The organism is Planomonospora sp. ID91781, assembly GCF_015711595.1.
In the GTDB taxonomy this organism is placed as follows: Bacteria; Actinomycetota; Actinomycetes; order Streptosporangiales; family Streptosporangiaceae; genus Planomonospora; species Planomonospora parontospora.
This window is the reverse complement of the sequence record NZ_JABTEY010000001.1, coordinates 2,359,399-2,381,205: the sequence shown is the minus strand read 5'-3', so window position 1 is coordinate 2,381,205 and position 21,807 is coordinate 2,359,399. Positions and strand designations below refer to the sequence as shown.

Here is a 21,807-nt window from a genome sequence, read left to right as displayed (position 1 = left end):
CGGCTCTCCCGGGACCGGGCCGCGCTCCACGCACCCGTTCCGCAGCGCGCGGCGTGCCGCCGCGTGAACGGCGCGGGAATCCCCGGCCCTTCAGGGCGGGGCGCAGGTCAGAGGATCCGGTCCCGCAGGAAGGCCGCGACCGCGCGGTTGAAGGCCTCGGGCTGCTCGACCGCGCTGAGGTGGCCGGCCTTCTCGATCACCGTCAGGCGGCCGTCCGGCACCGCCTCCGCCATCGCCTCGGCGTCGGAGGGCGGGGAGAGCCCGTCCTCCTCCCCCACGATCACCAGCGCCGGCACCTTGAGCCCGCGCAGGGTGCCGAAGGAGTCGGGGCGGGCGGCCATGGCCCGCTGGGCCCAGGCCACGGCGGCGGGCGGAGCCGACTGGACCAGGCCGCGGACCCGGCCGAAGACCATCGCCCGGCGCTGCCGGGTGGTCGATCCGACCAGTCCCGGGAGCACCTCGTCCACCAGGACCGAGGTGCCCCGCTCCAGGACCGCGGCGGCGATGCGCTCCCGGCCCGCCCTGGCCGCCTCGGAGTCGGCGGTCGCCTTGGTGTCGGCGAGGACCGCCCCCAGGAGCCGGTCCGGATGCCGTCGGCACAGGGCCATGGTGACGTAGCCGCCCATGGACTGGCCCCCGACGACGGCGCGGTCGATCCCCTCCTCGTCGAGGAGGCGCACGACGTCGTCGGCCATCACGTCGACCGAGGGCTCGTCGTCTCCGAGCGGCGAGCCGCCGAAGCCGCGCAGGTCCGGAGTGATCACCTTGCAGGTGGCGGCGAGGCCCTCGCGCTGGGCCAGCCACATCGTCGATGACATCGGGAACGCGTGGAGAAGGACGACCGGGAGTCCCTCGCCCGCCGACCGGGTGTACAGGCGCACGCCGTCCACCGTAATCCGGGACCGCCGCTCTGGCACCCCCTGACGCATGACAGGTCGCATACCCGGCCGCCGGCGGCCACCCGCCCGGGGCCGCCGCGGCACGCTTCCGGACGGACGGGCCCCGCGGCCCGCTCCCGGACGGGCGGACGGGCGCGCACCCCGGCGGCCCCGGCAGGCGGGGACCGGCGGGGGCCTACGCTCCGGCGACCTCGGTGGGCAGGGGGTGGGCGGCGGGGTTCACCCGGCGGACGATCTCGTCGAACACGATCCGCACGTACGGCTCGCCGACCCACAGGTGCTTGGCGCCGTCCACGCCGACGATCTCGGCCTGCGGGACCCGGGCGAAGCGCCGGCGCGCCTCCTCCGGCCGGAGGTAGTCGTCGAGCTCCGGGACCAGGGCGGTGAGCGGCCGGCCGAACGCCGCCCACGCGTCGAGGTCGGCGTCGGTGGCCCGGTGCAGCGGCGGTGAGAGCAGGATCGCCCCCTGCACCGCCGGGTCGTGTCCCCACTTGAGCGTCAGCTCGGTGCCGAAGGACCAGCCGACCAGCCACGGCCGGGGCAGGTCGTGGAACTCGGCGTACTCCAGCGCGGCCGCGACGTCGAACCGCTCGCCCTCCCCGTCGGCGAAGGCGCCCTCGGAGGTGCCCCGTTCGGAGGAGGTGCCGCGGGTGTTGAAGCGCAGCACCGCCAGGTCCGCCAGCGCGGGCAGCCGGTTGGCGGCCTTCTTGTAGAGGTGGCTGTCCATCATGCCGCCGTGCGTGGGCAGCGGGTGCAGGCAGACGAGCGTGGCCACCGGGGGGCGCTCCGGCGGGAGGGCCAGCTCGCCGACGAGGGTCAGCCCGTCACCGGTGTGCAGCTCGATCGGCTCGCGCCGCGCGGGCAGGACCGTAGAGGCCCGGATCTCCATCGTTCTCCTTCTTCGCGGCCGGTGGGCGCAGGACTCCGCGACCGGTGGACCCGGGACGCGTCCGGCGCCCGCCGGCCCTCAGTATCGGCTCCGGCCGGGGCCGCGCCTGGTCCGGTTGCGCCAGCAGGCGGTGTGCCAGTGCCTGCGCTCGTCCTCCCCGCCCGCCCAGGCGGGCCAGCTCACCAGGTGCGGAAGCCCCGCCCGGATCTCCTGGTCGCACCCGGGGCACCGGTAGACCTTGCCGGCCGCCGCGCCGGTGACCCGGCGCACGCGCCAGTCGCCGTCCGGCCACTCCTCCACCTGGTCGACTCCGGGCACGGACCCTCCGACGGGACGGGCTCCGCCGCGGTTCCCGCCGCGGTCGAAGGGGTTCATCCGCCGTGCCTTGCGCGGGCTCACGACGACAGGTCGCGGATGCTCCGCACACCGGCCGTGACGAGCTGGTCGAGGAGCGGCGCGGGGGCGAAGGAGGGGTCGCGGTACTCGGCGTAGAGGGCGCGCAGGCCGTCGCGGACGGTCTCCAGGCCCAGCCGGTCGAGCATCTCGAACGGCCCGGCCGGGTAACCGCAGCCCAGCCGCATCGCCGTGTCGATGTCCTCCATCGAGGCGTAGCCCGATTCGTACATCCGCACGGCGTCGTTCAGGTGGGGATGGAGCAGCGCCCCGACCACGAACCCGGCCCGGTCCCGGCAGGACACGGCCGTCCGGCCCAGGATGCGCAGCAGGCCCCGGGCCACCTGGGCGGCGCCGGGCGAGGTGAGCACGGTGGAGGCGACCTCCGCGACCTGGTCGCCGACCAGGTTGAGGCCGACCAGGCGGGCCGGGTGCGGGAGCCGTACGGCCTGCTCGATCACGGGGGTGCGGGAGACGGCGACGACCAGGTCGGCGTCCTCGACGGCGGTGGTCTTGAAGCCCGCCGCGGAGAGCCGCTCGGCGAACGCCTCCGCGGCTCCGTCCGCCGCGCCCGTCCCGTTCGCGGCCGTCCCGCCGACGACCGCGACGGTGCTCGCCGACGGCTTCTCCTCGGAGGAGGGGTTCGCGGGCGGTTCCTCACCGTGGAAGCCGCGCCCGGACTTGCGGCCGAGCAGCCCGGCGGTGACGAGCTCGCGCAGGACCGGGGCCGGGGCGTGGCGGCGCTCGCGGCTCTCCCGGAACAGCGCCTCGCAGATCTCGTACGAGGTGTCCAGCCCGATCAGGTCGAGCAGCGCGAAGGGGCCCATCGGGAAGCCCGCCCCGAGCCGCATCGCGGTGTCGATGTCGTCGCGGGTGGACAGGCCCTGCTCCAGCAGCGCGGCCGCGTGGTTGAGGTAGGGCAGCAGGAGCCGGTTCACCACGAATCCGGCGCGGTCCGCGACGGTCACCGGCGTCTTGCCCAGGCGGCGCGCGAGCCCGGCCACCTCCTCGGCCAGCCCGTCCTCGGTGCTCACGGTGCGGACCACCTCGACCAGCCGCATGACCGGCGCCGGGTTGAAGAAGTGCATGCCCACCACCCGGCCGGGCCGGGTGGTGGTGGCCGCGATCGCGGTGACGGAGAGCGAGGAGGTGTTGGTGGCGAGCACCGCGGAGGGCTTGCAGACCCGGTCGAGGTCGGTGAACAGGGCCCGCTTGAAGTCCATGACCTCGGGGATGGCCTCGATGACCAGGTCGCAGTCCGACAGGTCCTCCAGGGAGGTGGTGAAGGCCACCCGGCCGAGGATCTCCGTCCGCTCGGCCTCGGTCAGCCTGCCGCGCGACAACGCCCTGCCCGTGGAGCCCTCCAGGTGGCCCCGGCCGCGCTCCAGCGCCCCGGGGTCGGTCTCCACGCCGACGACCGCGATCCCGGCACGGGCGAACACCTCGGCGATCCCCGCCCCCATCGTGCCGAGGCCGACCACGCCGACCGTCTCAAAGGTGCTGGCCATCCCTCTCCCCATCACGCGCGCGGATCGATCACCGGCGGGGCTCGGCGGCCCCGTGCCCTCCAGTCTCCCAGAGAGGTGCGACCCGACCCAAAACCCGGGTACGGAAAATACTTGAACAGTAGTTGAGTACTAGCTACTGTTTGAGTACGTGAGCAGAGGAGGAGTGATGGAAGAGAAGTTCACCCCCGGAGACGCCCTGCGGCGGATCGAAGAGGCGGAGCGACGGGTGCGGCGGCCCGTGCGCACGGCCGGCTGGACCTTCGTGGCCACCGGATTCGGCACCATGCTCTACTGGCCCGCCATGTTCCTCGGCCCGACGTGGGCGCAGGCCGTCGCGGGCGTGGCCTGGGTCGCCCTCACCATCGCGAGCACCTTCTACCTCGGGAGCCTGCGGGTCCAGGACTCCGAGGTCGCCTGGGTCAACCGGCCGACCTCCCCGGTCTCGGTCGCCTACGTGGCCTCTGTGCTGGTCACGTTCCTCTTCGGGATGCTCTTCCGGCCGGAGGACCCCGGCGCCGGATGGGCCTCGGCGCTGATCGCGCTGGCGGTGCTCTCCGGTCTCCCCGCCCTCTACGGCGGCCGGCGGATCCTGCGGGCGGAGCGGTGAGCGACGGTTCGCATCCGCGCCACGGCCTGGACGACGTCATCCACGCCCCGGTCCGGCTGTCGATCATGGCCGCGCTGGCCGCCGCCGAGAAGGCGGAGTTCCGCCTCCTGCGCGACACGATCGAGGTGAGCGACTCCCTGCTCTCCAAGCACATCCTCACCCTGGAGGAGGCCGGCTACGTCGAGGTGGAGAAGGTCTTCGTGGGCAAGCGCCCGCGCACCTGGCTCTCCCTCACCGACGACGGGCGGCGCGCCTTCCGGGATTATGTCTCGGTGCTGAAACGACTGACGGAAGGGCTTTCCGAGTGATCGAGATCGACGACCTGCACAAACGCTACGGGGACAAGACGGCGCTGGCGGGCGTGTCCTTCTCCGTGAAACCGGGTGAGATGTTCGGCTTCGTGGGCGCCAACGGCGCGGGCAAGACCACCACGATGCGCATCCTCATGGGCGTGCTGACCGCCGACTCCGGCCAGGTGCGGTGGAACGGCGGGCCGCTGGCCTTCGCCGACCGGCGCAGGTTCGGCTACATGCCGGAGGAGCGCGGGCTGTACCAGAAGATGAAGGTCGCCGAGCAGGTCGAGTACTTCGGCCGCCTCAACGGCCTGGTCCCGGCCGCGGCCCGGAAGGCCACCTCGGACCTGCTCGAACGGCTCTCGCTCACCGAGCGGGCCGGTGACGAGGTGGGCGCGCTCTCCCTGGGCAACCAGCAGCGGGTCCAGCTCGCCGTCGCACTGGTGCACGAGCCCGAGGCGCTGGTCCTGGACGAGCCCTTCTCCGGTCTCGACCCCATCGCCGTCGACGCGCTCGCCGAGGTGCTCGTCGAGCGGCGCCGCGCCGGCGCGCCGGTGCTGTTCTCCAGCCACCAGCTGGACCTGGTCGAGCGGCTGTGCGACGCGGTCGGCATCATCTCGGCCGGGCGCATGGTCGCCAGCGGCACGGTCGGGGAGCTGCGGGCCGGGGAGGGGCGCGGCGTGCTGAGGGTGGTCGTCCGCGAGGCGGCCCCCGGCTGGACCGCGGGCCTGCCCGGCGACCTCGCCGCGGACGGCGACGAGGTGCTCTTCACCGGTGTGGACGGCGACGGCCAGGAGATCCTGCGGGCCGCCACGGCGGCGGGCAGGGTCGAGCACTTCGGCTGGGAGCGGCCCTCGCTCACCGAGATCTTCCGGGAGGCCGTCGCATGAGCCTCCCCCACGACGACTTGAGGACGGTGCGCCGGTGAACGGACTGTGGCTGGTCGCGCGGCGGGAGATCGTCACGCGCGGCCGTACGAAGGGGTTCATCGCCGGGCTGGTGGTGAGCGCGGTGCTAGTCGGCGCGTTCGCCTTCCTGCCCAAGGTCTTCGACGGACCCGACTCCTACACGGTGGGCGTCGTCGGCTCCTCCGCGCTGCAGCCCGCGCTCACCGCGACGGCGGGAGAGACGGAGGTCACCACCAGGCCGTTCGCCGACGAGGCGGCCGCGCGCCGGGCGGTCCTCGACGGCGACGTGGACGCGGCCGTGGTGGACGACCGCCGGGTGCTCGCCGACGGCGAGGTCGACCGGGAGCTCGGCGCGCTGCTGGAGAGCGCGCACCGGACCGCGCAGACGCAGAAGCAGCTCGCCGACGCGGGCCTCGACCCGGCCAAGGTCGGCCAGGCGATGCAGGTCGCCCCCCTGGAGCAGGTGTCCGTCGGCGCCGACACCCGCTACGCGGCCGCCCGCACCGGCATCGCGACCATCGTGGTCTTCGTGCTGTTCTTCCTGATCTTCCAGTCGGCCATGTTCGTCGCCATGGGCGTGGTCGAGGAGAAGGGCAGCCGCATCGTGGAGATCCTGCTGACCTCCATCCGCCCCTGGCAGCTGCTCGGCGGCAAGGTCCTCGGCCTCGGCGTCCTCGCGCTGGCCAACCTCGTCGTGATCATGGTGGTCGGCCTCGGCGCCGCCGCCGCGACCGGCTTCGCCGTCGACCTGCCGCCGGGGATGGCCGGCATCGTGCTGGGCACACTGTTCTGGTTCCTGCTCGGCTACGCCTTCTTCTCGGTGCTGGCGGCGGCGCTGAGCTCGCTGGTCTCCCGGCAGGAGGAGGTGAGCAGCGTCCTGACCCCGCTGCAGATGCTGGTCATGGTCTCCTACTTCGTGGCCTTCTTCGCCACCATGGAGCCCGGCACCACGCTGGCCCGGATCATGTCGCTCATCCCCCCGTTCTCCTCCATGGTCATGCCGGTCCGCATGGCGGGCGGCGAGGTGCCGCTCTGGGAGATCGGCCTGGCGGCGGCGCTGATGCTCGTCGCGACGGCGGGCATGCTCGCCGTCGGCGCCCGGATCTACGAGCGCGCGGTCCTGCGCACGGGCGCGCGGGTCAAGCTCGCGGAGGTGGTGCGCTGACCGGCGGCCGCCCGCTTCGCCGGGCGGCCGCCCCCGTCCGGCCGGTAGGGTTGGGGCCCATGCGGCTGGTCATCGCGCGTTGCAGCGTGGATTACGTAGGGAAGCTCACCGCCCATCTCCCGATGGCGCCCCGTCTGATCTTGATCAAGGCCGACAGCAGCGTGTCGATCCACGCCGACGACCGCGCCTTCAAGCCGCTCAACTGGATGAACCCGCCGTGCAGGCTCCGCGAGGAGGACGGCACCTGGACGGTCACCCACGGCAAGACCGGCGAGAAGCTCATCCTGACGATGGAGGAGATCCTCCACGATTCCAGCCACGAGCTGGGCGTCGACCCCGGCCTGATCAAGGACGGCGTCGAGGCGCACCTGCAGGAGCTGCTGGCCGAGCACATCACCACGCTGGGCGCGGGCTACACGCTGATCCGCCGGGAGTACATGACGGCGATCGGCCCGGTGGACATCCTCTGCCGTGACGCGAACGGCGCCACCGTCGCCGTGGAGATCAAGCGCCGGGGCGAGATCGACGGCGTGGAGCAGCTCACCAGATACCTGGAGCTGCTCAACCGCGACCCGCTGCTGGCGCCGGTGCGGGGGATCTTCGCCGCCCAGGAGATCAAACCGCAGGCCCGCGTGCTGGCCGCCGACCGCGGCATCGACTGCGTCACCCTCGACTACGCCGCGCTGCGCGGCATCGAGCCGGAGAACCCCACGCTGTTCTAGCCGGTACGGCCCGGCCCCCGGGTTCCTCCGTACGGCGTGCCCGGCGTCCACGGCCTGCCCGGCTCCGGGAACCGTACGGCGTGCTCCCCTTTCCGCCGCCTGCCCGGCTCCGGGAGCCGTACGGCGTTCCGGGCAGGCGGCCGTGTCCACCGAACGGAGGACACGGCGTTCCACCGGTCGTCGGTACCGCCGGACCCCTGCCCCGGCGAGGCTTGGGGCATGACGACGACAGCGGTGCGGGTGCGCGGCCTGGCCAAGCGGTACGGCGACGTGCAGGCGGTCGGGGGCATCGACCTCGACATCTCCCCGGGCGAGGTGTTCGCGATCCTCGGCCCCAACGGGGCCGGGAAGTCCACCACGGTGGAGATCCTGGAGGGCTACCGGCGGCGGGACGCCGGTGAGGTCAGCGTCCTGGGGGTGGATCCGGGCAGGCCCACCCGCGAGTGGCGCTCCCGGGTCGGGGTGGTGCTGCAGACCGCGAACGACATGACCGAGGCGACGGTGCGGGAGACCGTCCGGCACTTCGCCGGTTACTACCCGGACGCCGAGGACCCCGACGCGGTGATCGAGCAGGTCGGCCTGACGGAGAAGGCCGGCAAGCGGGTCCGGGAGCTCTCCGGCGGCCAGCGGCGCCGGGTGGACGTGGCGCTCGGCGTGATCGGCCGCCCCGAGCTGCTCTTCCTGGACGAGCCGACCACCGGGTTCGACCCCGAGGCGCGGCGGCGGTTCTGGGACCTGATCCAGGGTCTGGCCCACCGGGGCACCACGATCGTGCTCACCACCCACTACCTGGACGAGGCCGAGGCGCTCGCCGACCGGGTGGCGGTGATCGCCAAGGGCCGGATCGTGGCCGAGGGCGAGCCCGCGACCCTGGGCGGCCGGGCCACCGCCAAGGCCACGGTCCGCTGGGCGGGCGGGTCGCTGGAGACCGACGCCCCCACCCGGGCCGTACGGGAGCTGAGTGAGCGGTTCGACGGCGAGGTCCCGGAGCTGACCGTGACCCGGCCGTCCCTGGAGGACGTCTACCTCGGCCTCATCGGAGACTGACCTCCGGTCCCCTCCGGAGAGCGGCCCGCCGACTCCCCGCCGGACGAGTCCGGCGATCCCCCGTAGACAGACGATGGAGAACCGATCCCCATGAGCGAGACCGTCGCCCCCGCACCCGCACCCGCACCCGCATCCGCCGGGCCGCCCTCCGTGATCAGGGTGGGGCTGTCCCGGGCGGCCTTCGAGACCCGGATGTTCTTCCGGGAGAAGGATGCGGTGATCTTCACCTTCTCCTTCCCGATCGTCCTGCTGGTGATCTTCGGATCGATCTTCAAGGCCGAGCTGGAGGGCACCGGCCTGAACGTCTCCCAGCTGTACGTGGCCGGCCTGATCGGCTCGGCGGCCATGACCGGCTTCCAGAACCTCGGCATCGGCATCGCGGGGGACCGCGACGACGGCACGCTGAAGCGGCTGGCCGGGACGCCGATGCCGCCCGCCGCCTACTTCGTCGGCAAGGCGCTGAACACGCTGCTCGTCTCCGCCGTCCAGGTGGCGATCCTGCTGGCCATCGGGGTGGCGATGTTCGAGCTGGAGCTGCCCTCGGCGCTCTCCGACTGGCTGACCTTCACCTGGGTGTTCGTGCTCGGCGTGCTCGGGTCGTCCCTGCTCGGCATCGCGGTCAGCAGCCTGCCCCGGTCGGCCAAGAGCGCGAGCGCGGTGATCGCGATGCCGTTCGTGGTCCTGCAGTTCATCTCCGGGGTGTTCATCCCGATCAGCCAGCTCCCCGAGTGGGTGACCCGGGTCGCCTCGTTCTTCCCGCTCAAGTGGATGTGCCAGGGCTTCCGGTCGGTGTTCCTGGGCGACGGAGGTGCCACACTCGAACTGGCGAAATCATACGAACTCGACCGGGTCGCCCTGATTCTGGGCGCCTGGGTCGTCGGAGGGCTGGTGCTGTGCCTGACGACCTTCCGCTGGAAGGGCCGCCGCGACGGATGAACGACGGCCCGGACGGGGCGTCCGCCCGGCGCGGACCGGCCGCGCGCCCCGCGTTCCCACTGCTGCGCCGGGGCCGGCGGCCCGCCGGTCCCGCCGGGCCGAACGCCTGGGAGTCGCTGCGCGGCTGGGAGCTGCTGCTCGCCGCCACGACGCTCCTGCCGGCCTCGTTCATCGTGCTGGAGGGTCCCCGCACCCCGGAGCACCTGCTCGCCGCGGGCCTGCTGGCCGCGGTCCCGGTGGTCTACCTCCTGCTCGGCCGACCCGCGATCACGCGGGAGGACCGGCCGCGCGGGATCGTCTACATCGTCCTGCTCGCCGCGTTGTTCACGCCGGCCGTGCTCATCGCCCCCACGGCCACGTTCGCGCTCTTCGGCCTGTGCCCGCAGTGCTTCATGGTGCTGCGGGCCAGGCCCGCGGTGGCGGGGGTCGTCGTGTTCAACCTCGGGCCCGCGCTCCGTTTCACCCTGTCCGACGACGGCTGGGCCGGGACGTTCAACTTCCTGACCGTCACCACGATCGTGGTCTTCTTCTCCGCCGTCTTCGGGGTCTGGCTGGAGCGGATCATGGAGCAGAGCGAGGAGCGGGCCGCGCTCATCGCGGAGCTGGAGGCGCAGCGGGCCGAGGTGGCCCGGCTCTCGGCCGAGCGCGGCGCGCTGGCCGAGCGGGAGCGCCTGGCCGGGGAGATCCACGACACCCTGGCCCAGGGGTTCACCAGCATCATCATGCTGCTCCAGGCCGCCGAGGCGCAGCCGGACCCGGCCCGGCACCTGGCGCTGGCCGTACGGACCGCGCGGGAGAACCTGGCCGAGGCCCGCGGGCTGATCGCGGCCCTGTCCCCCGCCCCGCTGGACGGCTCGACGCTGGACGAGGCCCTGCGCAGGCTCGCCGCGCGGCTGGGCGAGGAGACGGGGATCGAGGCGGTCGCCGCCGTCGGCGGGCGGTCGCGCCCGCTGCCGCCGCCCGCCGAGGTGGTCCTGATCCGCGCGGCGCAGGAGGCCCTGGCGAACGTGCGCAAGCACGCGGGGGCGAGCAGGGTGGACGTCCGCGCCGTCTACGGGCCGGGGACCGTGACGCTGGAGGTCCGCGACGACGGGATCGGCCTCGATCCGGAGGCCGCCGGCGGGTACGGCCTGCGCGGGATGCGCGCCCGGGCGGAGCAGGTCGGCGGGACGCTCACCCTGACCAGTGCGCCCGGTGCGGGGACCGTGCTGGCCGTGACCGTTCCCACCGGCCCGGCGGCCTCCCCGGAGGAACCGGCCCGGGCGGCCGCCGGGACCGCGGACCCGGGCGCCGCCTCCCCGGGAGTCTCCGCTCCCGCAGAACAGGGAGTGTGACCGCATGCTGCGTCTGATGATCGTCGACGACCACCCGGTGGTCCGGGAGGGGCTGCGCGGGATGCTGGAGTCCGACCCGCGGGTCACCGTGGTCGGCGAGGCCGCGTCCGGGGACGAGGCCGTCGTGCGGGCGCGCGAGCTCGCGCCGGACGTGATCCTGATGGACCTGCGCATGCCCGGCGGCGACGGGGTGGCCGCGATCCCCCGCATCCTGGCGGACCGGCCGGAGAGCCGGGTGATCGTGCTGACCACCTACGAGACGGACCAGGACATCGTGCGCGCCGTCGAGGCGGGGGCCGCCGGATACCTGCTCAAGGACACCTCCCGGGCCGACCTGCTGGCCGCGGTCGTCTCGGCCTCCCGGGGGGAGACGGTGCTCTCGCCGTCGGTGGCGACCCGGCTGGTCTCGCGCATGCGGGCGCCCGCGGCCGAGTCGCTCTCCCCGCGCGAGACCGAGGTGCTCTCCCTGGTCGCGCGCGGGCTGACCAACGCCGAGATCGGCCGGGCCCTGTTCATCAGCGAGACCACCGTCAAAACGCACCTGCTGCGGGTCTTCGGCAAGCTCGGCGTCTCCGACCGCACCGCCGCCGTCACCACGGCCATCGACCTGGGACTCCTCATCCGGTAAGAGGGGTAAGTGATGGTTTACCCCGTGGGCGGACCCGGTCTATCGTGAGCCCACCGTGCCCGTTCGGCCGGCCACGTCCCTCGGGCGCGCGCCGCCGCCGGGTGATCCGCTCCGCACGCGAGGAGGCCCGTGATGTCCACGGCGACCGGACAGCGCACCTTCGACTCCCTCGACCCCGCCACCGGGACCGTCGTCGGGACCCATCCGATCCACGACGCCGCGGCCGTGCGCGCGACCGTGGCCGAGGCCGGGCGCGCCGCGCGGTGGTGGGGCGGACTGGGCTGGGCCGAGCGCAGGCGGCGGCTGCTCGACTACAAGGCGGTCGTCACCCGCGACCTCGCCCGGATCGCCGAGACGGTCCACCGCGAGACGGGCAAGCCGGAGGCCGACGCCGTGCTGGAGGTGATCCTGACCGTCGTCCACCTCGACTGGGCGGCCCGCAACGCGCGCCGGGTCCTCGGCCCGCGCCGCGTCTTCCCCGGCCTGGTCGGCGCCAACCTCGCGGCCACGCTGGAGTACCAGCCGCTGGGCGTCGTGGGGGTCATCGGGCCGTGGAACTACCCGGTGTTCACCCCGATGGGCTCGATCGCCTACGCGCTGGCCGCGGGGAACGCGGTGGTGTTCAAGCCGAGCGAGCTGACGCCGGGGACGGGGGCCCTGCTCGCCGAGCTGTTCGCCGAGTCCGTGCCCGAGCAGCCGGTGTTCCGCACGGTGACCGGCCTGGGCGAGACGGGCGCCGCCCTCGCGGGCGACCCGGGGGTGCAGAAGATCGCGTTCACCGGCTCCACCGCCACCGCCAAGCGGGTGATGACCGCGTGCGCGGCGAACCTGACGCCGCTGGTCGCCGAGTGCGGCGGCAAGGACGCGCTGATCGTGGACGCCGACGCGGACGTGCGGGCGGCGGCGGACGCGGCGCTGTGGGGCGCGATGTCCAACGCCGGGCAGACCTGCGCCGGGGTGGAGCGGGTCTACGTGGTGGACGCGGTCTACGACGCGTTCATGCGGGAGCTGACCGGGCGGGCCGCCGCGATCAGGGCGGGTGAGGACTACGGCCCGATCACCATGCCCGCACAGCTCGACGTCATCCGGCGGCACATCGACGACGCCGTCGCGCGCGGCCGCGCCGTGGTGGGCGGGCCGGAGTCGGTGCGCGCGCCGTACGTGGACCCGGTGATCGTGGAGGACGTGCCGGAGGACTCCCCGGCGGTCCGCGAGGAGACGTTCGGCCCGACGGTGACGGTCAAGCGCGTCGCCGACGCGGAGGAGGCGCTGGAGCGGGCCAACGCCACCGCGTACGGCCTGGCCGGGACGGTCTTCTCGGGCGACGCGCGGCGGGCGGTGGAGCTCGCGCGCCGGATGCGCAGCGGGATGACCGCGATCAACTCGGTCATCTCCTTCGCCTCGGTGCCCGCCCTGCCCTTCGGCGGTCTCGGCGACTCCGGCTTCGGCCGGATCCACGGCGCGGACGGCCTGCGCGAGTTCGCCCGGCCCAAGGCGATCGCCCGGCAGCGCTTCGCCCTGCCCGGGATGAACCTCACCTCGTTCGACCGCGGGCAGAAGGAACTTGACCAGCTGGTGAAAATTGTGACTTTCTTGCATGGTCGCCGGAAGAGATAGCGCATTCCCTCTTCCATGAAAAGGATCTTGCACCCATAATAGTTGGTTCGGGGAGCAAAGATCATGAGGTGGAAGCGAATATGCGTGGACTTGTCAAGCCCTCCCCCGCAGCGAGGGCTTGCATGAATGGCCGATCCTATAGGGGAATGTCAGCAGAGGAACGGTTGGCGGAACGCCGGGAGCGGCTGATCTCGGCGGCCTACGTCCTCTACTCCGAGCTGGGCTTCCCCGACACCACGATCGAGAAGCTCTGCACCGTCGCGCGCATCTCCAACCGCGCGTTCTACGAGTGCTTCGAGAGCCGCGACGAGCTGATGCTGGTGGTGTACGACCGATGCGTGCGGGAGACCCTGGAGACGGTGGCGAAGGCCGTCGAGCGGGCTCCCGACACGCTGCCCGACCGGATCGAGGCGGGCATCTCGGAGTACATCCGGTTCATCACCGGGGACAGGCGCCGCGCCCGGATCATGTACCTGGAGGTACGGCGGGCCGACGACGGCTTCACCGCGTCCCGGCAGCAGACGTCGGCGGCCTTCTGCCAGATCCTGGAGACCAGCCTCTTCGAACTGCCGGAGAAGGGCGGGGTGGAGCCGCGCCTGGTCGTGCTCGGCCTGCTCGGCGTGGTCCAGGAACTGCTCATCGAGTGGACGCTGGCCGCCGACCCGCCCCCGGTCGACCAGCTGGTCGGCACGGCCGTGCACATCTTCCGCCGGTCCCTGGTCGGCTGAGCCCGGGACCGCCGTGCACATCTTCCGCCGGTCCCCGGCCAGCTGACCGGCACGGCCGTGCACGTCTTCCGCCGGTCCCCGGCCGGCTGAGCCCGGGACCGCCGGTCAGAGCCAGCCCTTCTCCTGGGCGGCCCGGATGGCGGTGATCCGGTTGGCGGCGCCCAGCTTGGTGATCGCGCTGGACAGGTAGTTGCGGACGGTGCCCTCGGTGAGGTGGAGCGCGGCCGCGATCTCCCCGACCGAGGCGCCCCGCGCCGCCTGCGCCAGCGCGTCCCGCTCCCGGTCGGTGAGCGGGCTCTCCCCCGCCATCATCGCCGAGGCGGCCATCTCCGGGTCGAGGTAGCGCCCTCCCGCATGGACCTTGCGGATCGCCGCCGCCAGCTCGTCGGAGGAGGCGTCCTTGGGCACGAAGCCGCGCACCCCCGCCGCCAGCGCCCGCCGCAGGTAGCCGGGCCGCCCGAAGCTGGTCAGCATCAGCACGGCGTGCCCCGGCAGCGTCTCGGCCACGCTCAGCCCGTCCATGCCCGGCATCTCGATGTCCAGCACGATCACGTCGGGAGCGTGCTCCCGTACGGCCTGCGCCACGTGGTCGCCCCTGGACACCTGGGCCGCCACCTCGATGTCCGGCTCCAGCCCGAGCAGCGTGGCGATCGCCTCGCGGATCAGGTGCTCGTCGTCGGCCAGCAGGACCCGGATCATCGTGCTCCCTCCAGCGGGACCGTCGCCCGCAGCCTGAACTCCCCCGGTCTCCCGGGTCCGGCGGTGACCGTGCCGCCGGCGGGCGCCAGCCGCTCCGACAGACCGATCAGGCCCGTGCCGCCGCGGACGCCCGTCCCGGTCACGCCGTCGTTGACCATCTCCAGCACCGCCGTGCCGCCGTGCACCGTGACGGAGATCCGGCAGCGGGTCGCCGAGCTGTGCCGCAGCACGTTGGTGGTGCCCTCGCGGGCCACCCAGGCCAGCAGGGTGGCCTCCTCCTCCGGCACGCCGTCCGGCGGCGCCTCCAGGGCGCAGCGGATGCCGCCCGCCTCCAGCACCGCGGTCATGCTGTGCAGCTCGGCCTCCAGGTCGACCGTCCGGTAGCCGCGCACCGCCGTGCGGATCTCCTTCAGCGCCTCCCGGGCCAGCCCCCGCACCGCGTCCATCTCGGCCGCGGCGCGGCCGGTGTCGCTCTTCACCAGCTTGGCCGCCACCTCGCTCTTGAGCGCGATCGCGGAGAGGCTGTGCCCGACCAGGTCGTGCAGGTCGCGGGCGAAGCGGAGCCGCTCCTCGGTCACGGCCAGCTGCGCCTGGGCCGCCTTGCCGGCCTCCGCGGCCCGGACCACCTCCCAGAACCAGAGCTGGAACCGGTTCATCCACGGCACGGTCAGGGACGCCGCCACGTAGCCGCCGATCGCGCCGCCGAACGTCTCCTGGTCCGGGTAGAAGGCCGCCCAGGCGTCCGGCCACATGAGGTACAGCCCGGCCCCCGTCGCCACGACGGTGGCCGCGAGCGTGGCGGACCGGTTCAGCACCAGCGCCGCGCCCGACGCCCAGGCCGGGGCGATCAGCCCCCAGGCCAGCAGGTGCCCGTCCTGCACCAGCAGCACGGCCAGCGCCACCGCGCCCGAGGCGGCGACCTCCCGGTGGGCGGTGGTGCCCTCCAGTGCGGCCCTGATCACCCGGACCTGGAGCACGGTGAAGGCCGCCAGGCCCAGCAGTCCGAGGCTCCAGGAGAGAACCGGGACCGGCCGGGTGCTGTTGGCGAACCAGCCGAGCGGGCCGACCCAGGCCAGGAAGATCCCGATGCCGAGCATCCAGGCGGTCAGCCGGCGGAGCCGTTCGACCTGTGAGCGCGTGCGGCGCCGGGGCAGCGCCGCGGGGACGAGGCGCCTCAGGCGCCCCGTCCCCTGTTCTTCCGTCGTATTCGTCGTCATCCGGCGACCAACGTTAGCCGTGCCGGGGTTCCCACCGGAACAGCCACCTGGCCAGCAGCCCGGTCACCCCGATCCAGACGACCATGATCCCGATCGAGGGCAGCGCGGCCACCCACTGCCCGGCCGTGCTCAGCGCCTCGCCGCCGCTGGAGAAGTGGTCCGCGCCCAGGAAGCCGGTGCGCATCATCTCCACCACCGGGGTCACCGGGAGCAGGCCGGACACCGTGCCCAGCGGGCCGGGCAGCACGTCGAGGGGGAAGGCGATCGGCGCGCCGAGCAGCATGACCATCAGCACCGGCAGCACGGTGATCTGGGCCATCTCGGCGTTCGGCGTCAGGCCGGAGAAGGCCGCGGCCAGCAGGCCGAACACGATGACGCCCAGCACCGCGGCGAGCAGGATCAGCGGCACGTTGGCCGGGAGGACCCCCTCGGTCCGGTGCAGCCAGATCCCCAGCAGCACCATCTGGCCGAGGAGGAGCGCCAGCGCGCCGAGCCCGCTGCCGGCCATGACCGCCAGAGCGGACGGCTGGCCCCCGCGCAGCCGCTTGAGCACCAGCTCCTCCCGGCGGGCCGTGAAGGAGTTCACCAGGTTGATGAAGACCGCGAAGCCCAGCATCAGGCCGGGCACACCGGTCAGGACGAAGGCCCCGCCCGGCACCCCGGCGACCTCCGCGCCGCCCTGCGCCCCGGTGTACATCCAGGCCAGCAGGAGCGGGAGCAGCAGCACGTTGAACAGGACGGTGGTGTTCCTGGCCACCAGGGTCAGGTCGAGCCTCGCCAGCCGTACGGCGTGCAGAACGTCGGTCTTCATGGTCACTTCCCGCTTCCCGTCGATACGTGGACGACTCGTTCCCGGCATGCCGCCCTCACCGCTGCTCCCCGACCACCCGCATGAAGACGTCCTCCAGGGTCCCCCGGCGCACGGCCAGCCGCTCCAGGGCCGCGCCCCGGCCGTCCGCCCAGGCCATCAGCGGGCGGAGCGCGGCGTGCGCGCGGGTCTCGGTGTCGGCGCCGGTCAGGGTGTAGACGACCTCGGTGAAGGGCCCGGTGGAGGGCCCAGCGGAGGATGCGGTGGAGGATGCGGCGGCGGGCCGGGCGGCCGTTCCGTCGCCGCCGCCGGCGTAGGTGAGCACCGGCGTGACGCCGTCCAGCACCGGCAGGTCGCCGAAGGTCCAGGCGGTGCCGGGGAGCCGGAAGGCGATGCGGTCGCCGGAGGTGGCCACCACCTCCTCGACCGTGCCGTGGGTGTGGATCCGGCCCTCGTGCATGATCGCGAGCCGGGTGGCGAGGCGCTCGGCCTCCTCCAGGTAGTGCGTGGTCAGCAGCACGGAGGTGCCGGCGTCCCGCAGGTCCTCGATCACCTTCCACGTGGTCCGGCGCGCCTCGGGGTCCATTCCGGTGGTCGGCTCGTCCAGGAAGAGCACCTCGGGCGCCGAGAGCACCGCGAGCGCGAGGTCCAGCCGGCGCTTCTGCCCGCCGGAGAGCTGCTTGACCTTGACCCGCGCCTTGCTCTCCAGGCCCACCAGCTCCAGCGCGCCCATGGTCGCCCGGTCCACCCCGCGCACCCGGCCCATCAGGGTGAGGCGGCCGGGCAGCTCGGCGCCGCCGGACAGGGTGACCGGGCGGCCGGCGTCCTCGCTCAGGCCCTTCCACAGGTCCACCGTCTCGGCGACGGTGAGGTCGCCGAGGAACCCGCCCTCCTGCAGCATGATGCCCACCCGGGGCCGGAGCTCGCGCTGCTGCCGCACCGGGTCGAGGCCGAGGACCCGCACGGTGCCGTCGGTGGCGGGCGTGAAGCCCTCCAGGACCTCCATCGTGGTGGTCTTCCCGGCGCCGTTGGTGCCGAGCAGGGCGAAGACCTCCCCCCGGGGGACGGTGAAGGAGATCCCGCGCACGGCCTCGAAGTCGCCGTACTTCTGCCGCAGGCCGCCGACCTCGATCACGTCGTCGAGGCCGTGGGGGGCGGCGCCGGCCGTGTCCGCAAGCTGTGGTGTCCTCATGCGGAAAATCTTCTTCCACCGGCGGATTCCCGTGCAGTCGCCGATATCACCGGAGGAGTATGGATCTCACGGATGATCCGCATGACAGATGTCATGTCCGGCGGCGGGCGGCCGCCGGACCCCGGCCCCCACCCGGCCTGACGTCGCGGTCCCGCCTTCCTGCGGCCGCTTCGGGACTCCGCCGCCGGAGCGGCGGGGCGAAGCGGGCGGGTGGCGGCGGGAACCGCGACGCCGGGGACGGGACCCTACGGCCGGGGCGGCAGGACGGGACGGCGCCGCGAGGGACGGGCCGCGACGTCGGGCGGGGTCGCCGCAGGACGCTCGGCCAGGGCGGCCAGGGCCAGCCGTACGGCCTCCTCGATCTGCGGGTCCCGCCCGGCCGCCCAGTCGTCCGGGGTGATGTCCACCTCGACGTCCGGGTCCACGCCGTGGTTCTCCACGCCCCAGCCGAGCCCTTCGAACCAGAACGAGTACCGGGGCACGGTGACGGAGGTCCCGTCGACCAGGCGGTGGTCGTCCTCGATGCCGATGACGCCGCCCCAGGTCCGGGTGCCGACCACCGGGCCCAGTTCGTGGATCTTGAAGGCGGCGGTGACGATGTCGCCGTCGGACCCGGCGTTGTGGTCGGTGACCGCGACGAGCGGCCCGCGCGGGGCCTCCTCGGGATAGGTGATCGGCGCCAGGCCCCGGGGCATGTCCCAGCCGATCACCCGGCGCAGCAGCTTCTCGATGACCAGCTCGGAGGTGTGGCCGCCGCGGTTGCCCCGCACGTCCACCACGAGCCCCTCGAAGGCCATCTCCCGGCGCAGGTCGCGGTGGAACTGCGCCCAGCCCTCGGCGACCATGTCCGGGATGTGCAGGTAGCCCAGCCGTCCGCCGCCCAGCTCGCGCACGTGCGCCCGCCGGCCCGCCACCCAGTCCTGGTAGCGCAGCCGCCGGTCGTCGAGGAGCGGGGTGACCGCCACCCGCCGGCCGCCGCCCAGCGTCAGCTCGACCGGCTTGTCCGCGGCGCCCACCAGGAGCCGGTCCGGGCCCTCCGGCGGCACCGGGCGGCCGTCGACCGCCAGCAGCGTCTCCCCCGGCTGCACTCCCACGCCCGGCGCGGCCAGCGGGGAGCGGGCGTGCACGTCCGACGACTCGCCGGGCAGCACCCGGTCCACCTGCCAGCGGCCCTCGGCGTTCCTGGACAGGTCCGCGCCGAGCAGGCCGACCGGCCCCGCGGCCGGGGTCCCCCAGGGCGCGGGCATGACGTACGCGTGCGAGCTGCCGAGCTCCCCGACCACCTCCCAGAGCAGGTCGGCGAAGTCGTCGTCGGTGGAGACCCGGTCCACCAGCGGCCGGTACTCCTCCAGCACGCCCTCCCAGTCGACGTCCGCCATGTCCTCCACCCAGAAGTCCGCCCGCATCCGGCGGCCCAGCTGGGCGTAGGCGTGCCGGCGGTAGGCCACCGGGTCGACGGTGATCCGGATCCGCGACAGGTCCACGGTCGCCTCGTCGCCCTTGCCGTCGACGGGGCGGACCGTGAGCGTGCCCTTGTCGGAGACGACGAGGCGGGTGCCGTCGCCGCTCACCCGGTACCAGTCGAGCTTGTCGACGACCTCCTCGCACGTGCGCTTGGCCAGGTCGTAGCGGTCCAGCGCGGGCCTGGGGGACTCGCCGTCGAGGTCCCCCCGGTCCTCGCCGAGCTCCCCGGCCAGCGGCTCGCGCAGCCAGACGAACCCGCCCTTGACCGCGCGCAGCGCCGAGTAGCGCCCCTCGGGCACCGGCACCTGGACCACCCGGGCGGCGATCCCCTCCACGTCCACGGTGACGGCGGCGTCCTCCTTCTTGTCCTTCTTGTCGTCGTCCTCCGGCTCGCCCACCGGCCGCCCGTCCACGCTGGGCGCGAACGGCGACGGGGTGGAGGCCGCCAGCGGCACCAGGTAGGGGCGGTAGCCGTACGGGAAGGACATGTCGAAGGAGTGCGCGTCGTAGACCGGGTCGAAGCCGCGGCGCGACAGGAACGCCAGGTGGTCGCCGGTGAAGGCGGGCGAGACGTCCACGAAGCGGCCGTCGGTCACGTCGTGCACGGCCCGGTCCACCACCCGGGCCAGCCGGATCCGGCGCAGCGGCGTGGCCTCCGGGTGCGACCAGGCGAGCCAGGCCGAGTCCGGCGACCAGGCCATGCCGCCGATCTCCCCGTTGGCCCGGGCCAGCTCGACGACCTCTCCGGAGGCCACGTCGACCAGGAGCAGCCGGCCGTCCCTGGCCGCCGCCGCGATCGTGCGGCCGTCGGGCGCGACGGCCAGGTCGCCGACCTCGCCCAGCTTGCCGGCGGCGATCCTGCGGCTCTCCCCGCCTCCGGCCGGGCCGATCTCCAGGCCCTGCGTCCCGCCGTCGTCGAAGACCCACACCACCTGGCCGGTGCCCAGGATCCGGGGCCGGCCCGCCGCGAGCGAGGAGCTGAGCTGCCGGGCAGGGCCGTCCCGGTGGGTCAGCCAGTGCACCGTGCCCCGGATCTCCACCGCGCTGGCCCGCCCGGTCGCGTCCACGGCCAGGTCCTGCAGCCACCGGGCGTTCAGCGTCCGCGGCTGCCGCCCCCGGGCCGGGGAGGCGAGCCGGACGTCGAGCCTGCGGGTCTCGGCGTCCAGGCCGTCCAGGACGTAGAGGTCCCCGGCGTTCTGGTAGACGATCCGGGTCCCGTCGGTGGTGGCGTGCCGGGCGTAGAAGACGTCGTGGTCGGTGTGCCGGCGCAGGCCGGTGCCGTCCACCGCCACCGAGTAGAGGTTCCCGACGCCCTCGTGGTCGGAGAGGAAGACCAGGCGCCCGCCGACGAGCATCGGGTTCGCGAAGTGGCCGTCCACGTCGGCGAGCAGCCGGGCGAAGTCGCCGTCCCCGCGCCGGATCCACAGGCGGCCCGCCGTACCGCCGCGGTAGCGCTTCCAGGTCCCCGGGTCGCGGGCCAGCGCCGCGGTGAGCAGCGCCACCGTGCTCCCGGCGCTCCCGGCGCTCCCGGCGTCTCCGGCACTCCCGGCATCTGCGGAGCCGCCGGGGTCCCCGGCGACCGCCAGGTCGGTGACCGGGCCGTACGGCAGGCGCTCGGCCCGCCCGCCGTCCAGCGCGTAGGCCCAGGTCTGCGAGGCGAACGGCTGGCCGGTCGAGCTGATCGCCAGGACCCTGCCGTCCGGGGTCCAGCCGCGGGTGCGGGTCCGGACGTCGCCCCAGTAGGTCAGCCGCTCGGCGGAGCCGGTCTCCAGGTCGGCCAGGAACACCTCCGGATCCCCGTCGCGGACGCTCGTCCAGGCGACCTTCGTGGCGTCCGGCGAGAGGCGGGGATGTCCTGCCGGGGCCCGGTCGGAGGAGAGGCGCCACGCCCGGCCGCCGTCCGCGGGGGCCGCCCAGACGTCGTCGTCGGCGACGAACGTCAGCAGCTCGCCGGACAAATGGGGAAATCGCAGGTAAGAACCAGAAGACATCGCTAAATCATATTGTCCGCTATGCGATAGAACATGGGGTTTTTCTGCCCGATACGCTGGCGTTCATGACGCGAGCCGACAGAGACAACCCCGTGGTGCTGTCCAAGATCTACACCCGTACCGGAGACGACGGCACCACCGCGCTCGGCGACATGAGCCGCACCCGCAAGACCGATTCCCGCCTGGCCGCCTACGCGGACGTGGAGGAGGCCAACGCGGCGCTGGGCGTGGCCCTGTCGTACGGGGCGCTCGACGGCGACGTCGCCACGGTCCTCACCCGGATCCAGAACGAGCTGTTCGACGTCGGCGCCGACCTGTGCACCCCGGTCACGGAGAACCCCGAGTTCCCCCCGCTGCGCGTCGAGGCGTCCTACGTCGAGTGGCTGGAGGCCCGCTGCGACGAGTTCAACGAGCGCCTCAAGCCGCTGCGCAGCTTCATCCTCCCCGGCGGCGCCCCGGCCGTCGCCCAGCTGCACGTCGCCCGGACCGTCGTCCGGCGGGCCGAGCGCACCGTCTGGTCGGCCCTGGAGGCCCATGAGGACGTCAACCCGCTCACCGCGACGTACCTCAACCGGCTCAGCGACCTGATGTTCATCCTCTGCCGCATCGCGGCGGGCGGCGACGAGATCCTCTGGAAGCCCGGCGGCACCCGCTGACCTTCCGCTCCGGTGCGGGCCGGGCGGCGCCGAGTCGCCCCGGGCCGTACCGGCCCGGGGCAGGGCAGGGCAGGGCAGGGGCGGAGCCGGGGAAGCCGTCAGTGCG

At 73.7% G+C, this 21,807-nt stretch carries 21 protein-coding genes; 12 read left to right on the top strand and 9 right to left on the bottom strand.

Features of this window, described 5'->3' with window-relative positions; translation table 11 throughout:
• Positions 1-107: 107 nt before the first annotated feature.
• The 4 genes from HS048_RS10855 to HS048_RS10840 form a co-directional block, all read right to left on the bottom strand.
• Positions 108-881, bottom strand: a complete 774-nt coding sequence (locus HS048_RS10855; protein ID WP_307832422.1) for an alpha/beta fold hydrolase — start codon at positions 879-881, stop codon at positions 108-110.
• A gap of 193 nt (positions 882-1,074) precedes the next feature.
• Positions 1,075-1,788: an alpha/beta hydrolase gene (locus HS048_RS10850; RefSeq protein WP_196466880.1), complete on the bottom strand. Its 714-nt coding sequence runs from the start codon at positions 1,786-1,788 to the stop codon at positions 1,075-1,077.
• 78 nt (positions 1,789-1,866) lie between these two features.
• Positions 1,867-2,106, bottom strand: a complete 240-nt coding sequence (locus HS048_RS10845) for an ATP/GTP-binding protein (protein WP_153054093.1) — start codon at positions 2,104-2,106, stop codon at positions 1,867-1,869.
• Positions 2,107-2,183: 77 nt separating this feature from the next.
• The gene (locus HS048_RS10840) at positions 2,184-3,689 is read right to left on the bottom strand and encodes a 3-hydroxyacyl-CoA dehydrogenase (RefSeq protein ID WP_196466878.1); all 1,506 of its coding nucleotides are present in this window, start codon (positions 3,687-3,689) and stop codon (positions 2,184-2,186) included.
• Positions 3,690-3,855: 166 nt separating this feature from the next.
• On the opposite strand from HS048_RS10840, the gene HS048_RS10835 reads away from it, so the two are divergent.
• The 11 genes from HS048_RS10835 to HS048_RS10785 all read left to right on the top strand — a co-directional run bounded on the left by HS048_RS10835 (position 3,856) and on the right by HS048_RS10785 (position 13,674).
• Positions 3,856-4,296 (top strand): hypothetical protein, encoded by a 441-nt coding sequence (locus tag HS048_RS10835; RefSeq protein WP_196466877.1) that lies wholly within the window; start codon positions 3,856-3,858, stop codon positions 4,294-4,296.
• Complete coding sequence (locus HS048_RS37070) at positions 4,293-4,604, top strand: transcriptional regulator (protein WP_307832421.1); 312 nt, start codon at positions 4,293-4,295, stop codon at positions 4,602-4,604. The genes HS048_RS10835 and HS048_RS37070 overlap by 4 nt, the downstream gene beginning before the upstream one ends.
• A complete protein-coding gene (locus HS048_RS10825; protein ID WP_196466875.1) occupies positions 4,601-5,479 on the top strand; it encodes an ABC transporter ATP-binding protein in 879 nt (292 codons plus the stop codon). The genes HS048_RS37070 and HS048_RS10825 overlap by 4 nt, the downstream gene beginning before the upstream one ends.
• A 34-nt stretch (positions 5,480-5,513) precedes the next feature.
• Positions 5,514-6,662, top strand: a complete 1,149-nt coding sequence (locus HS048_RS10820; RefSeq protein ID WP_196466874.1) for an ABC transporter permease — start codon at positions 5,514-5,516, stop codon at positions 6,660-6,662.
• Between the two features lie 59 nt (positions 6,663-6,721).
• Positions 6,722-7,384 (top strand): endonuclease NucS, encoded by a 663-nt coding sequence (gene nucS / locus HS048_RS10815; RefSeq protein WP_068894868.1) that lies wholly within the window; start codon positions 6,722-6,724, stop codon positions 7,382-7,384.
• Between the two features lie 219 nt (positions 7,385-7,603).
• A complete protein-coding gene (locus HS048_RS10810) occupies positions 7,604-8,431 on the top strand; it encodes an ABC transporter ATP-binding protein (protein ID WP_196466873.1) in 828 nt (275 codons plus the stop codon).
• 90 nt (positions 8,432-8,521) lie between these two features.
• A complete protein-coding gene (locus HS048_RS10805; RefSeq protein ID WP_196466872.1) occupies positions 8,522-9,367 on the top strand; it encodes an ABC transporter permease in 846 nt (281 codons plus the stop codon).
• A complete protein-coding gene (locus HS048_RS10800; protein ID WP_196466871.1) occupies positions 9,364-10,701 on the top strand; it encodes a sensor histidine kinase in 1,338 nt (445 codons plus the stop codon). The genes HS048_RS10805 and HS048_RS10800 overlap by 4 nt, the downstream gene beginning before the upstream one ends.
• Before the next feature lie 4 nt (positions 10,702-10,705).
• Entirely contained in the window at positions 10,706-11,329 is a 624-nt protein-coding gene (locus HS048_RS10795; RefSeq protein ID WP_068894862.1) for a response regulator transcription factor, read from the top strand.
• Between the two features lie 132 nt (positions 11,330-11,461).
• Positions 11,462-12,946, top strand: a complete 1,485-nt coding sequence (locus tag HS048_RS10790) for an aldehyde dehydrogenase family protein (protein ID WP_068894860.1) — start codon at positions 11,462-11,464, stop codon at positions 12,944-12,946.
• A 146-nt stretch (positions 12,947-13,092) separates the two neighbouring features.
• A complete protein-coding gene (locus tag HS048_RS10785; protein ID WP_230880802.1) occupies positions 13,093-13,674 on the top strand; it encodes a TetR/AcrR family transcriptional regulator in 582 nt (193 codons plus the stop codon).
• A gap of 105 nt (positions 13,675-13,779) precedes the next feature.
• Here the strand turns inward: HS048_RS10785 and HS048_RS10780 are convergent, their stop codons facing one another.
• From HS048_RS10780 to HS048_RS10760, 5 genes are all read right to left on the bottom strand, one after another.
• Entirely contained in the window at positions 13,780-14,373 is a 594-nt protein-coding gene (locus HS048_RS10780) for a response regulator transcription factor (protein ID WP_068894856.1), read from the bottom strand.
• A complete protein-coding gene (locus HS048_RS10775) occupies positions 14,370-15,590 on the bottom strand; it encodes a sensor histidine kinase (protein WP_068894854.1) in 1,221 nt (406 codons plus the stop codon). The genes HS048_RS10780 and HS048_RS10775 overlap by 4 nt, the downstream gene beginning before the upstream one ends.
• Positions 15,591-15,603: 13 nt before the next feature.
• A complete protein-coding gene (locus HS048_RS10770) occupies positions 15,604-16,401 on the bottom strand; it encodes an ABC transporter permease (protein WP_196466870.1) in 798 nt (265 codons plus the stop codon).
• 55 nt (positions 16,402-16,456) lie between these two features.
• On the bottom strand, positions 16,457-17,590 hold the full coding sequence (locus tag HS048_RS10765; RefSeq protein ID WP_196466869.1) for an ABC transporter ATP-binding protein: 1,134 nt from the start codon (positions 17,588-17,590) through the stop codon (positions 16,457-16,459).
• A gap of 245 nt (positions 17,591-17,835) precedes the next feature.
• Entirely contained in the window at positions 17,836-21,045 is a 3,210-nt protein-coding gene (locus HS048_RS10760) for a S41 family peptidase (RefSeq protein ID WP_196466868.1), read from the bottom strand.
• Between the two features lie 65 nt (positions 21,046-21,110).
• Between HS048_RS10760 and HS048_RS10755 the strand changes: the two genes are divergently transcribed.
• Positions 21,111-21,701 carry a cob(I)yrinic acid a,c-diamide adenosyltransferase gene (locus HS048_RS10755; RefSeq protein ID WP_196466867.1) on the top strand — a complete coding sequence of 197 codons (591 nt, stop codon included), beginning with the start codon at positions 21,111-21,113 and terminating at the stop codon, positions 21,699-21,701.
• Positions 21,702-21,807: the final 106 nt, after the last annotated feature.

Coding starts and splice junctions, on each gene's coding strand:
- HS048_RS10800 (WP_196466871.1), top strand. CDS start 9,364: ATGAACGACGGCCCGGACGGGGCGTCCGCCCGGCGCGGACCGGCCGCG.
- HS048_RS10835 (WP_196466877.1), top strand. CDS start 3,856: ATGGAAGAGAAGTTCACCCCCGGAGACGCCCTGCGGCGGATCGAAGAG.
- HS048_RS10790 (WP_068894860.1), top strand. CDS start 11,462: ATGTCCACGGCGACCGGACAGCGCACCTTCGACTCCCTCGACCCCGCC.
- HS048_RS10785 (WP_230880802.1), top strand. CDS start 13,093: ATGTCAGCAGAGGAACGGTTGGCGGAACGCCGGGAGCGGCTGATCTCG.
- HS048_RS10840 (WP_196466878.1), bottom strand. CDS start 3,689: ATGGCCAGCACCTTTGAGACGGTCGGCGTGGTCGGCCTCGGCACGATG.
- HS048_RS10850 (WP_196466880.1), bottom strand. CDS start 1,788: ATGGAGATCCGGGCCTCTACGGTCCTGCCCGCGCGGCGCGAGCCGATC.
- HS048_RS10795 (WP_068894862.1), top strand. CDS start 10,706: ATGCTGCGTCTGATGATCGTCGACGACCACCCGGTGGTCCGGGAGGGG.
- HS048_RS10805 (WP_196466872.1), top strand. CDS start 8,522: ATGAGCGAGACCGTCGCCCCCGCACCCGCACCCGCACCCGCATCCGCC.
- HS048_RS10760 (WP_196466868.1), bottom strand. CDS start 21,045: ATGTCTTCTGGTTCTTACCTGCGATTTCCCCATTTGTCCGGCGAGCTG.
- HS048_RS10775 (WP_068894854.1), bottom strand. CDS start 15,590: ATGACGACGAATACGACGGAAGAACAGGGGACGGGGCGCCTGAGGCGC.
- HS048_RS10810 (WP_196466873.1), top strand. CDS start 7,604: ATGACGACGACAGCGGTGCGGGTGCGCGGCCTGGCCAAGCGGTACGGC.
- nucS (WP_068894868.1), top strand. CDS start 6,722: ATGCGGCTGGTCATCGCGCGTTGCAGCGTGGATTACGTAGGGAAGCTC.
- HS048_RS10780 (WP_068894856.1), bottom strand. CDS start 14,373: ATGATCCGGGTCCTGCTGGCCGACGACGAGCACCTGATCCGCGAGGCG.
- HS048_RS10755 (WP_196466867.1), top strand. CDS start 21,111: ATGACGCGAGCCGACAGAGACAACCCCGTGGTGCTGTCCAAGATCTAC.
- HS048_RS10765 (WP_196466869.1), bottom strand. CDS start 17,590: ATGAGGACACCACAGCTTGCGGACACGGCCGGCGCCGCCCCCCACGGC.
- HS048_RS10770 (WP_196466870.1), bottom strand. CDS start 16,401: ATGAAGACCGACGTTCTGCACGCCGTACGGCTGGCGAGGCTCGACCTG.